Source organism: Miniimonas sp. S16 (assembly GCF_057748195.1).
Genome location: NZ_CM173242.1, coordinates 2603847 through 2616500, shown reverse-complemented (window position 1 = coordinate 2616500; position 12654 = coordinate 2603847). Strand labels below are relative to the sequence as shown.

The 12654-nt window shown below is 73.6% G+C and carries 8 protein-coding genes; 6 read left to right on the top strand and 2 right to left on the bottom strand.

Going from position 1 to position 12654, the window contains the following annotated elements:
- Positions 1 to 6: 6 nt before the first annotated feature.
- The 3 genes from AC3AQ1_RS11400 to AC3AQ1_RS11390 all read left to right on the top strand — a co-directional run bounded on the left by AC3AQ1_RS11400 (position 7) and on the right by AC3AQ1_RS11390 (position 5804).
- Positions 7 to 1566, top strand: coding sequence for a SulP family inorganic anion transporter (locus AC3AQ1_RS11400; protein WP_370445278.1), 1560 nt, complete (start codon positions 7 to 9; stop codon positions 1564 to 1566).
- Positions 1567 to 1711: 145 nt separating this feature from the next.
- Positions 1712 to 4564, top strand: coding sequence for a type I DNA topoisomerase (gene topA, locus AC3AQ1_RS11395; RefSeq protein WP_108719063.1), 2853 nt, complete (start codon positions 1712 to 1714; stop codon positions 4562 to 4564).
- Positions 4565 to 4772: 208 nt separating this feature from the next.
- Complete coding sequence (locus AC3AQ1_RS11390; RefSeq protein ID WP_108719062.1) at positions 4773 to 5804, top strand: phosphatase PAP2 family protein; 1032 nt, start codon at positions 4773 to 4775, stop codon at positions 5802 to 5804.
- 30 nt (positions 5805 to 5834) lie between these two features.
- Here AC3AQ1_RS11390 and ligD read toward each other — a convergent pair whose 3' ends face one another.
- Complete coding sequence (ligD, locus tag AC3AQ1_RS11385; protein ID WP_199916474.1) at positions 5835 to 8024, bottom strand: non-homologous end-joining DNA ligase; 2190 nt, start codon at positions 8022 to 8024, stop codon at positions 5835 to 5837.
- On the bottom strand, positions 8024 to 8812 hold the full coding sequence (gene ku, locus AC3AQ1_RS11380) for a non-homologous end joining protein Ku (protein ID WP_108719061.1): 789 nt from the start codon (positions 8810 to 8812) through the stop codon (positions 8024 to 8026). Before ku ends, ligD begins: the two co-directional genes overlap by 1 nt.
- A 172-nt stretch (positions 8813 to 8984) precedes the next feature.
- On the opposite strand from ku, the gene AC3AQ1_RS11375 reads away from it, so the two are divergent.
- The 3 genes from AC3AQ1_RS11375 to pepN all read left to right on the top strand — a co-directional run bounded on the left by AC3AQ1_RS11375 (position 8985) and on the right by pepN (position 12404).
- A complete protein-coding gene (locus AC3AQ1_RS11375; RefSeq protein ID WP_108719060.1) occupies positions 8985 to 9179 on the top strand; it encodes a ribbon-helix-helix domain-containing protein in 195 nt (64 codons plus the stop codon).
- A complete protein-coding gene (locus AC3AQ1_RS11370; protein WP_108719059.1) occupies positions 9176 to 9559 on the top strand; it encodes a type II toxin-antitoxin system death-on-curing family toxin in 384 nt (127 codons plus the stop codon). The genes AC3AQ1_RS11375 and AC3AQ1_RS11370 overlap by 4 nt, the downstream gene beginning before the upstream one ends.
- Positions 9560 to 9671: 112 nt before the next feature.
- Positions 9672 to 12404: an aminopeptidase N gene (pepN, locus tag AC3AQ1_RS11365; protein ID WP_159096526.1), complete on the top strand. Its 2733-nt coding sequence runs from the start codon at positions 9672 to 9674 to the stop codon at positions 12402 to 12404.
- Positions 12405 to 12654 lie beyond the last annotated feature (250 nt).

The following is a 12654-nucleotide window of genomic DNA, read 5'->3' as shown; positions in this document are numbered from 1 at the left end:
ACCCGCGTGACCACGGTGCGCGCCGCGCTCGCCTCACCGCGCCGGCTGCGGGCCGAGGTGCTCGGCGGGCTCGTCGTCGCCCTCATCCTCATCCCCGAGTCGATCGCGTTCTCCGTGATCGTGGGCGTGGACCCGCGGGTCGGCCTCTTCACCACCGTCACGATGTCGATCGCGATCGCGTTCACGGGCGGCCGACCCGCGATGATCTCGGCGGCCACCGGCGCGGTGTCGCTCGTCGTCGCACCCCTGGCGCACGCGCACGGCGTCGACTACCTCGTGGCGACCGTACTCCTCGCGGGCGTCGTCCAGGTCGTGGTGGGCGTGCTCGGCGTCGCGCGCCTCATGCGGTTCATCCCGCGTTCGGTGATGGTCGGCTTCGTCAACGCGCTCGCCTCGCTCGTCTTCATCTCGCAGCTGCCGCAGCTCGTCGGCGTTCCGTGGCTCGTCTACCCGCTCGTCGTCGCGGGCGTCGTGATCATCTGGCTCACACCCCGCCTCACAACGGCGATCCCGCCGCCGCTCGTGGCCGTGGTGGTGCTGAGCGTCGTGGTGCTCGTCGGGCATCTCGCGGTGCCGACGGTCGGCGACCAGGGCGCGCTCCCGACCTCACTGCCCACCCTCGGGCTGCCCGACGTCCCCCTCACGTTCGAGACGCTGCGGATCATCGGGCCGACCGCCGTCGCGATGGCGCTCGTCGGACTCATGGAGTCGCTGCTCACCGCGAAGCTCGTCGACGACCTCACCGACACCCCCTCCTCCAAGACGCGTGAGGCGTGGGGTCAGGGCGTGGCGAACGTCGTGACCGGCCTGTTCGGCGGGATGGGCGGCTGCGCGGAGATCGGTCCCACGATCGTCAACGTCCGCCAGACCGGCGCGCGCAGCCGGGTGTCGACGTTCCTCGCCGGCGCGCTCCTGCTCGCGCTCGTCCTCCTGCTCGGCGACGCCGTGGCGCAGATCCCGATGGCGGCGCTCGTGGCGGTCATGCTCATGGTCGCGTTCACGACGTTCGAGTGGCGCTCGATCGCGCCGCGCACCCTGCGCCGGATGCCGAAGTCCGAGACCGCCGTGATGCTCACGACGCTCCTCACCACGATCGTCACCCACAACCTCGCGATCGGCGTGATCCTCGGGGTGCTCGTCGCGGGCGTGCTGTTCGCGAACCGGGTCGCGCAGGTCACGACCGTCACCCGGGTCGCTCGGGTGACCCGGCTCGGGGACACGGACGAGGCGCGCGACGGCGAGCACACCTCCGACGGCGAGCGCACCTGCGAGCACCCCTCCGGCAACGCGTCCGACGGCGAGCAGACGTACGCGATCGAGGGCGAGCTCTTCTTCGCCTCGGCGAACGCGGTGATCGAGTCCTTCGACTACACCGGCGACCCGGACCGGGTGGTGCTCGACCTCACCGGCGCGCAGGTCTGGGACGCGTCCGGCGTCGCGGCCCTCGACGCCGTCGTCGAGAAGTACGCCCGGCACGGCACCCGGGTGCGCATGGTGGGGCTCGACGAGCGCAGCGCGGCGCGGCTGGAGCGCCTGCGCGGGCACCTCGGCGGGCTCGGCCAGTAGCGGCCGTCGCTCCCCAGGCGGTCCACATGCGGCGGCGGCCGGGTTGCGCGGACGTCGGCGAGCCGAGGTATGGTCCGCCACGAACGACCGCGCCGATCCGGCCCGTACGGAGGCGACGCGGGCCCCCACTTTCGGAAGGCCGCTCGTGCCCACCAAGACCCCGACCAAGCTCGTCATCGTCGAGTCGCCGACGAAGGCGCGCACCATCACGCCGTTCCTCGGCGCGGGCTACGAGGTCGAGGCGAGCGTCGGGCACATCCGGGACCTGCCGCAGCCGAGCGAGCTGCCCGCGGAGATGAAGAAGGGCCCGTACCGCAAGTTCGCCGTCGACGTCGACAACGGGTTCGACCCCTACTACGTGGTCGACGCGGACAAGCGCAAGAAGGTCGCCGAGCTCAAGAAGAAGCTCAAGGATGCCGACGAGCTCTACCTCGCCACCGATGAGGACCGCGAGGGCGAGGCCATCGCGTGGCACCTGCTCGAGGTGCTGCAGCCGAAGGTGCCCGTCAAGCGCATGGTGTTCCACGAGATCACCCGCGAGGCGATCCAGCGCGCCCTGACCGCCACGCGCGACCTGGACACCCGCCTCGTCGACGCCCAGGAGACCCGCCGCATCCTCGACCGGCTCTACGGCTACGAGGTCTCCCCCGTGCTGTGGCGCAAGATCGGCCCCGGCCTGTCCGCGGGCCGCGTGCAGTCGGTCGCCACCCGCCTCGTGGTCGAGCGCGAGCGCGAGCGGATGGCGTTCGTCGCGGCGTCCTACTGGGACGTCACCGGCACGTTCACCGGCGGCGGAGACGCGGCCGAGCCCGGGTCCGGCACCACGTTCACCGCGCGGCTCAGCGCGCTCGGCGGCACGCGCGTGGCCACGGGTCGCGACTTCGACGACACCGGCGCCCTGCGCACGCGGGCCGGATCGGTCGTGCACCTGGACGAGGCGGCGACCACCGCGCTGGTGAGCGCGCTGGAGACGGCGAGCTTCGCCGTCGTGGGCGTGGACACCAAGCCGTACACGCGCCGCCCGGCGGCCCCGTTCACCACCTCGACGCTGCAGCAGGAGGCGAGCCGCAAGCTCCGGCTCAACTCCCGCGCGACCATGCGCACGGCGCAGGGGCTGTACGAGAACGGCTACATCACGTACATGCGCACCGACTCGGTGACGCTGTCCACCGAGGCGATCGCGGCGGCGCGGCGCCAGGCCGCGGACCTCTACGGCGCCGAGTTCGTGCCCGAGAAGCCGCGTGTCTACGCCAACAAGAGCAAGAACGCCCAGGAGGCGCACGAGGCCATCCGGCCCGCCGGCGACCACTTCCGCACGCCGGCGCAGGTCGCCGGGGAGCTCTCGGGCGATCAGTTCCGCCTCTACGAGCTCATCTGGAAGCGGACGGTCGCCTCGCAGATGGCCGATGCCCGCGGGTCGACCGCCACGCTGCGGATCGGCGCGCCGACGACGGCGGACGTCGCCTCCGAGCGCTCCGGCGCGCATCCCTCGGGCACGGTCGCGGAGTTCTCCGCGTCCGGCACCGTCATCACCTTCCGCGGGTTCCTCGCGGCGTACGAGGAGGGCCGCGACGCCGGCCGGTACGACGCCGAGGCCAGCGAGGCGCGCCTGCCCGACGTCAGCGAGGGCGACGCCGTGACGAAGGAGAACCTCGAGGCCGCGGGCCACGAGACCTCCCCGCCGCCGCGCTACACCGAGGCGTCGCTCACCGCGGCGCTGGAGGAGCGCGGGATCGGCCGCCCGTCCACCTACGCGGCCACGATCAGCGTCATCACCGACCGGGGCTACGTGCTGCGCCGCGGGCAGGCGCTGGTGCCGTCCTGGCTCGCGTTCTCCGTGGTCCGCCTCCTCGAGGACCACTTCGGCTCGCTCGTGGACTACGACTTCACGGCCGCGATGGAGTCCGACCTGGACCGCATCGCGAGCGGCGAGCAGGACCGCGTCGCCTGGCTGCAGGAGTTCTACTTCGGGCCGTGGACCTCGGGCTCGCCCGGGCTGCAGTCGCTCGTGGACGACCTCGGTGAGATCGACGCTCGCGACATCAACTCGATCCCGGTCGGCAACGGCATCACGCTGCGGGTGGGCCGATACGGCCCCTACCTCGAGGGCACCGGCCCCGACGGCGAGCCCCTGCGCGCCTCGGTCCCCGAGGACGTCGCGCCCGACGAGCTGACGCCCGAGCGGGCGCTGGAGCTGCTGACGACGCAGTCCGACGGCGACCGCGAGCTCGGCACCGACCCCGCCACGGGCTACCAGGTCGTCGCGCGCAACGGCCGGTACGGGCCGTACGTCACCGAGGTGATCCCGGACGACGCGCCGGCCGCCGCCGACGAGAAGGGCGCCGCGGCCGGGGAGACCGGCACGACGGCGACGGGTACGACGGCGACAACGGGTACGACGGTGAAGAGCACCGCGGCGAAGGGCCGCAAGAAGGCGCCGGCGAAGGTGAAGCCGCGCACCGGGTCGCTGCTGAAGTCGATGTCGCTGGACACCGTGACGCTCGAGCAGGCGCTGCAGCTCATGTCGCTGCCGCGTGTGGTCGGCACCGACCCGGAGTCCGGCGAGGAGATCACGGCGCAGAACGGCCGGTACGGGCCGTACCTCAAGAAGGGCACCGACTCGCGCTCGCTCGAGACCGAGGAGCAGATCTTCGACGTCACGCTCGAGGAGGCGCTCGCGATCTACGCGCAGCCCAAGCAGCGGCGCGGTCAGCGTGCGGCCGCCTCGGCGCTGCGCGAGCTCGGGAACGACCCGGTGAGCGAGAAGCCCGTGCTCGTCAAGGACGGCCGGTTCGGTCCGTACGTCACGGACGGCACCACGAACGTCACGATCCCGAAGGCAGAGTCCATCGAGTCGCTCACGCCCGAGCGCGCGTACGAGATGCTCGCCGAGAAGCGCGCCAAGGGGCCGGCGAAGCGCCCCGCGGCACGAGGTCGGGCGTCGACGACGTCGCGCAGCTCGACGACGCGCTCCCGCGCGGCGGCGCCCAAGGGCTGACCGAAGGCTGCTGCGCGGTGTGCTCACCGGCGGGCCGCCGCGCGCTCTGCTCCTCGCCGGGTCGCCGCCTGCGCGGTCCACGCCCCGGCGGGCCGCCGGCGGGATGCTGCCCGGCGGTCCGCCGCCCGGCACAGGATCTCCGCACGACCGCGACGCGGCGTCGACAGCACTCCCAGGTCCCGCTGAGCCGGCCGCCTACCGTAGGTTCATGACCATGGTGACGCCTCCGGGCGCCGGCGCGCAGCCGGGCAGCGCGCCCGGCGCCCTGCCGGGCCCGCCGGCCGGTCCGCCCGGTGCACCCGGCGCTCCCGCGCCCAACCCCTACGCCTCCGGTACGCACGCGCCCGGACCGCATGCCCCCGGCCCGTACGCGCCGGCACCCCGCCCCACCCGAGCCCAGACCCGCTGGGTCTGGTGCCTCGTCGGCTCGCTGCTCGCCGTTGCGAGCATCGTCTGGATCTGGGCGTTCTTCGAGGTCGACGCGCGCGGCCGCTACGCCGACCAGCTGGCGTTCCTCGGCTCCGAGCGCGGCCGCGAGCAGATCGCGGGCATCAGCCGCCTGATCCTCGGGGTCGTGTCCCCGTGGTTCCTCGTCGCGGCCGTGACGCTCGCCGTCGCCGTGGCGCTGATCCGACGCCGCTGGGGCGACGCCGTGCGCGCGGCCGGAATCGTCGCGGGCGCGAACCTCACCACCCAGATCCTCAAGGGTCTGCTCGAGCGGCCCGTCGACGACGGCCTGCTCGGCTGGGCCTCGGACAACTCGCTGCCGAGCGGGCACACCACGGTCGCCGCCTCGGTCGCCGCCGTGGCACTGCTCGTCGTCCCGCGCGCGGCACGACCGGTCACCGCGATCCTCGGCGCCGCCTACGCCGCCGCGACGGCCGTCGCCACGCTCGCGCTCGGCTGGCACCGGCCCGCCGACGTCGTCGCCGCGTTCGCGGTCGTGAGCGCCTGGACGCTGCTCGTGCTCGTGCCCAGCAGCGGACGCGCCGCCGACGGCGAGCCCGGCACCGCGGGCCGCATCCTCGCCGCGTGGCTGCTCGGGCTCACGGCCGTCGTCGGGATCGGCGTCGGGCTGGCCGTGCTCGTCATCCTGCTCGCGGGCGTGGACGCGAGTGCGATCCCGCAGGTCAACGGCACGATCACGACGGCGTCGACCACCGCCTACGTCGGGGCCTCGTTCGGCGTCGTCGGCAGTGCGGCGCTCGCGTCCTGGGCGCTGCTGCTCGCTCGCCGCTGACCTGCGGCTTCGCCGGGTGGCCCGGTCTGGTCAGTCGGCGGAGACCTGGCCGGACCAGCGCGCGGCGCGGAGCACGCCGTCGGGCGTCCAGGAGTCGAAGGTGACCTCGCCGACCACGGTCGGCTTCACCCACACCGCGACGCGCGCCTCCTCGCGCGGCACCGCGACGAACGGCGAGGTCGCACGCCGCAGGGGCGACAGCTCGGTGAGCAGCCGGTCCAGCTCGGCGTCGGAGAACCCGGTGCCGACCTTGCCGACGTAGCGCAGGTCGCCGTCGGGCTCGCGCACGCCGAGCAGCAGCGACCCGATGCCGCCCTCGCGGCGGCCCTGACCCGGCCGCCATCCGCCGATCACCACGCGAGCCTCGCCGTGGTGCTTGACCTTGACCCACGCCCCGGTGCGCTTGCCGGGCAGGTACGGGGAGTCCGCGCGCTTGGCGAGGACACCCTCGCCGTCGGCCGCCGCGTCGGCCGCGAGCGCCTGCGCCAGCGTGCCGTCGTGCACGGGCGAGACGAACCAGCCGCCCTCACCCTCACCGATCCCGGCGCGCGGGTCGGCGACCGGCAGGTCGAGCGCCGCGAGCACCGCGCGGCGCTCGGCCAGCGGCCGGGTGACGAGGTCGACGCCGTCGAGCGCGAGGATGTCGAACACCACGAGGCGCAGCGGCGGCTTCGGCGGACCAGCCCGGTTCTGCAGGCGGTGGAAGCTCGGCCGCCCGTCGTCGTCGAGGGCGATGATCTCGGCGTCGAGCACGGCGTCGTGATCCTGGAGCGCGTCCGGCGAGTGGGCGAGGTCGGCGAACTCGGGCGTGAGGTCGCGACCCGAGCGGGCGGTGAACCACACGTCGGCGACTGGATCACCCTGGGCGCCGTCGCCGTCGCCGTCGCCGTCGTCCGCCGCCAGCACGCTCACGACGGCGCGGTACCCGTCCCACTTCGTCTCGAACGTCCACCGCGGCGGCTCGAGGTCGCCGTGCGTGATCGGGTCGTAGGTGCTCGCGAGCATCGGCGGCACGGTCGGGGGCCGACGGCGAGCCCCCGCCCTCGTGGTCGCGCGCGGGGACGGCGCGGGCGGGGCCGGGGGCGCGGACCGTGCCGGCGTCGCGGACCGTGCCGGCGTCGCGGACCGTGCCGGCGACCCGGCCTTCCCCGCACGGGGGGTGTCGCCGTCGGCCTTGCCGTCCAGCGTGCCGTCATCCGAGGTGCCCGCCTCGCCCGACCCGTCCCCGACGTCGTCGCGCGCGACCTCGCCCGCCGCCTCACCGGGCGGCAGCAGCGCGGCGAACGCGTCGCCGTCGAGCACGCGCTCGAGCACCTCCGCCATCCGCAGGTGCCGCAGCGAACCGGACCCACCCTCGCCCCCGCCTGACGCCCCCTCCTCGATCTCCGCCCACGTGCGCGGCGCCGCGACCCACGGCTGGAGCCGTCCGCGCACGGAGTACGGCGACACGGTCGTCTTCGCGGGGTTGTTCTGCGTGTGGTCGACGAACACGCGGCCCTCCCGCAACGACCGCTTCATCTGCGTGATCGCGAGCGCGGGCAGCTCGGCGGCGAGCGACTCGGCGAGCTCGGCCGCAAACGCGCTCGCGCCCGCGGCGCCGACGCCTTCGAGCCGCGCGTACAGGTGCAGGCCCTTGCTGCCCGACGTCACCGGGACGCACGCCAGGCCCATCCCGTCGAGGAGCTCGCGTGCCGCGAGCGCCACCTCGCAGCACTGCGCCAGGCCCACGCCCGGGCCGGGGTCGAGGTCCACCACGAGCCGGTCGGGCGCCGCCGTCGCGGCGTCGAGGGAGTACGGCCGCCGCCCGGCGAGCACGTCAGCGGGCAGCCGCCACTGCGGCACGTGCAGCTCGATCGCGGCCATCTGCGCGCACCACACGAGCGTGGCGACCTCGTCCACGAGCGGGTAGTCGACGGTTCGCTCGTGGTGCACGACGGCGGCGCGCGGCACCCAGTCCGGCGTGCCGGAGTCGAGGTTCTTCGTGAAGAACGGCTCGGCGCCCTCGCCCGTTCCGTGTGGCCAGCGCTTGCGGGTCACCGGTCGGCCGGCCAGGTGCGGGAGCAGGACCGGCGCGATCCGCCAGTAGTACTCGACCAGCTCGGCCTTCGTGGTCGGGCCGACGCCGGCGTCCGGGTCGCCGGGAAAGAGCACCTTCTCCGGGTTGGTGAGCCGCACCGTGCGCTCGCCGACGCGCACGAGGCGCGCTACGCCGTCGGGCACTACGAGGCCTCGCGGGCCTTCTTGCGCGCCTCGACGCTCTTGCGCAACGCGGCGACGAGGTCGACGACGTCGGTGGGCTCCTCCTCCTTCTCCACCGCGGTGAAGGACTCGCCGCCGGAGAGCTTGTCGTCGATGAGCTGCTTGAGCTGCGCGGTGTACTCGTCGGTGAACGCGGTGGGGTCGAAGTCCTCGGCCATCGACTCCACCAGGCTCGCGCTCATCGCGAGCTCCTTCTTGCTGATGGTCGGCTGCTCCTCGAGCGCCGCGAACTCGGCCGCGCGCACCTCGTCCGGCCAGATCATCGTCTGCACCACGAGGACGTCACCGCGCACCCGCAGCGCCGCGAGGCGCGTCTTGCCGCGCAGCGCGAAGTGCACGACGGCGGTGCGGTCGGTCTCCTCGAGCGTGCGGCGCAGCAGGGCGTACGCCTTGGGCGAGCGGGAGTCGGGCTCGAGGTAGTAGCTGCGGTCGAGCAGGATCGGGTCGATCTGCTCGCTCGGCACGAACTGCAGGACCTCGATCTCGTGCTTGGCCTGCGCGGGCAGGGAGTCGAAGTCCTCGTCGGTGAGGATGACACGCTGGCCGTCCTCGGAGTCGTAGGCCTTGGCGATCTGGTCGTAGCTGACGACCTCGCCGCACACCTCGCAGCGACGCTGGTAGCGGATGCGGCCGCCGTCCTCGGCGTGCACCTGGTGGAAGGCGACGTCGTGATCCTCGGTCGCGGAGTACACCTTGACCGGCACGTTGACCAGGCCGAACGCGAGTGAGCCCTTCCAGATGGAGCGCATCTGGGCATCATCCCCTGATTGAAGGTTCCTGGGAACCCACGCCCGCCCACCCGTTCGCGAGAGGAAGTCCGTCCTTTCGCGAGAGGAAGTCCGTCCTTTCGCGAGAAGATCTCGGCCGGCGCGGGCCGGGTGATACCGTCGTGATACCACCCTGCACACCTCGGAGGACGCCATGGCCATGACCCTGCGACTCGACGACGACCAGCAGGAGGCTCTCGACCGCATCGCCACGGCTGAGGGCATCACGTCGGCGGAGGCCGTCCGACGCGCGATCCTCGAGTACGACGCGAAGCGTCGCAGCGTGCGGGACGCGCTGATCGCACGGATCGTCGAGGAGGACCGCCCGCTGCTCGACCGACTCGGATGACCGTCTACCTGGACGTCGACGACCTGCTCGCGAGCGCGAGGGCTTTCCTGGGCGCGGAACCGCAGGTCCGCGACGCGGCCCTGCTCTCGTCGGCGCTCGCTCGTCCGGCAGCGCAGATGTACGGCGTCGAGGCCTACCCCGAGCTCATCGACAAAGCCGCAGCGCTCCTCATCTCCGTGACGAACAACCACGCGCTCGTCGATGGCAACAAGCGCCTCGGCTGGGTCGCGACGCGGCTCTTCTTCCTGCTCAACGGCCCCGACCTCGCCATGCCGCACGACGACGCGTACGACCTGGTGATGGCGATCGCTGACAGTTCCCGCCGCGACGTGGTGGACGTCAGTGCCGCGCTGCGTCCCTGGGTGAACGACGTGGACTGAGAGGGCCGACGACCACTCGCGGGCGCCCGAGATCCTCTCGGGAAAGGACCAACTTCCTCTCGCGAAAGGACGGAGATCACCTCGCGAACGGGCGGGTGTCATGATCGAGTGCGTGACCACGCCGCCCGCCAGCCAGCCCACCTCGCCCGCACCCCGTTCGGCCGGCACCGCCGTCACCAACACCACCAGCGCCGACGCCACCGGCGACCTCACCCGCGACGAGGCGCGCACCCGGGCCGGCGTCGTGCGCGATGTGCGCTACGCCGTCGAGCTCGATCTCTCGGCCGCGGGCAGCGACCCGACCTTCGCCTCGCGCACCATCGTGCGCTTCGCCGCCACCCCCGGCGCGGCCACGTTCCTCGACCTCATCGCCGCGCAGGTCCACCGCGTCACCCTCAACGGCCGCGACGTCACGCCCGACGGCGAGCCCACCGCCCGCCTGCACCTCACCGACCTCGCAGCGACCAACGACGTCGTCGTCGAGGCGACCTGCGAATACGTCCGCACCGGCCAGGGCCTGCACCGCTTCGTCGACCCGGCCGACGGCGAGGTCTACCTCTACTCCCAGCTCGCCGAGATGGACGCGCGCCGCGTGTTCGCGTGCTTCGACCAGCCCGACGTGAAGGCCACGCTCGACCTCACGGTGCTCGCCCCGGACCACTGGGCCGTCATCTCCAACTCCGACGCGCCCGAGCCGACGACCCAGCCCGACGCCCGCACCCGCGAGGTCGCCAGCCGCGCCCACCGCGTCGCCCGCTGGACCTTCGCCACCACCCCGGTGATGTCGACCTACCTCATGGCAGTCGTCGCCGGCCCCTACGTCTGCGACGAGACCACCCTGAGCACCGCGAACGGCACGATCCCCGCCCGGGTCTGGGGCCGCCCCGCTCTGCGCGAGCACCTCGCCGCGCCGGAGGTCTTCCGCGCGACGCAGGCCGGCCTGGACTTCTACGAGCGCGCCTTCGACCTCGCGTTCCCCTACGACTCCTACGACCAGGTCTACGTGCCGGAGTACAACCTCGGCGCGATGGAGAACGTCGGCTGCGTGACGATCTCCGAGGACACGCTGCTGTTCCGCTCGCGGCCCACGCGCGCCGAGGAGGAGTTCCGCACGGTCGTGGTGCTGCACGAGCTCGCGCACATGTGGTTCGGCGACCTCGTGACGATGCGGTGGTGGGACGACCTCTGGCTCAACGAGTCGTTCGCCGAGTTCGCCGGCACGCTCACGGGCGAGCGCGTCACCGAGCACACCGACGCCTGGGTCTCCTTCGGCGTGCGCCGCAAGTCGGTCGCCTACCGCATCGACCAGCTGTCCACGTCCCACCCCGTCATCGGCGACGTGCCGAGCGTCGCCGCGACGACCGGCGCCTTCGACATGATCACCTACGCCAAGGGCGCGTCCGTGCTGCGCCAGCTCGCGCACACGCTCGGCGAGGACGCCTTCTTCCACGGCGTCGGCGCCTACCTGCGCGCGCACCGCGAGGGCAACGCGACGCTCACCGAGCTGCTGGTCGAGCTCGAGCGCGCCTCGGGCCGCGACCTGGCGGAGTGGGCGCGCGTGTGGCTCGCGCTGCCCGGCGTCACCACGCTGCGCGCCGAGGTCGAGACCGACGCCGACGGCGTGCTCACCTCCGTGCGCATCCTCGAGGACCTCCCGCAGATCCCGGACAGCGACGTCGCCCAGCCGCACCGCCCGCACCGCCTCCGCGTCGGCGGCTACGTCCTTCGGACGGACGACGACCAGCCCGCGCCCGACGGCGAGCACACCTCCCCCGCACGGCCCGCCCTGGTCCGTGCCTGGGTCGAGGACGTCGCGGTGCACGGTCCCACGACGCCGCTGCCCGGTCTGGTCGGCCGCGCCGCGCCCGACCTGCTGCTGGTCAACGACGACGACCTGACCTACGCCAAGGTCGTGCTCGACTCCCGCTCGCTCAAGACGGTGCTGCACCACCCCGAGGCCGTCGGCGAACCGATGCTCCAGCACCTCGTCCTCACCTCGCTCTGGCACGCCTGCCGCGACGGGCGCCTGGCCGCCCCCGCCTACGTGCGGGCCGCGCTCGGCGTGCTCGCCGTCGCGAGCAGCTCCACCACGATCGCGACGACGTGCGCGAACCTCGTCACGGCCGTGCAGCGGTACGCCGCGCCCGACGGCGCAGCCTCGCTCGGCGTCGACGTCGCCGATGCGCTGTGGCAGCTCGTGCGCGACGCCGAGCCCGGCTCGGATGCTCAGCTCCAGCTCCTGCGGGGCTACCTCGCGATCGCCGGCACCGCCGAGCAGGCCGAGCGGGCGCTCGCCGTCGTGCGCGACGAGGGTCCGGTACGGGGCGTGACGGTCGACGTCGACCTGCGGTGGGCCGTGCTGCGCACCGCGGTCGCGTGCGGCGTGGCGGGCGAGGCGGAGATCGCGGCCGAGCTGGCGCGCGACGACACCGCGGCCGGACGACGCCGTGCCGCCGGCGCGCGGGCGGCCGCACCCACACCCGAGGCGAAGCTCGCGGCCTGGCGCGACATCGCGGCGCCCGACGGCGAGCCGCTCGCCAACGCGACCATGTACGCGGTCGCGGACGGGCTGACCCGCGTGGTCGACCCGGCCGTGCTGGCGCCGCTCGTGCCCGAGTGGTTCGCGACGATCCGCGCCTTCTGGGACTCGACGTCGCCGAACGTGGCCAAGCGCGTGGTCGCGGCGACGTTCCCGGTCGAGGCGGCCGGCCGCGAGCCCGACCTCGTGGAGCAGGCCGAGGCGTGGCTCGCAGCGAACGCCGACGCGCCCCGCGTGCTGCGCTCGACCGTGCAGGAAGGACTGGAGGAGACGCGACGGGCGCTCGTCGCGCAGGGGGTGGCGTGAGTGGGGCGCGGGGGGCTCCCGGCGCACCCGCGCGCCGGCGCGACCGGGCGCGGGGTTGAGCACCGCACCTTGGCCCAGCGTGGCGCACGCGGCGCGGGGACTGGCTGCCTCGCGCCGTCCTGACAGCGCTGTTACTCGCTCGGCGCTCCGCAACGCGGACTGCTCCCGCCGAACCCGCGTGATTCCGCCGATCCTGGCGCCCCGGCTCGCCGGCGTCCGCGTGTTCCCCGCGACTACACAGCCACAGCGC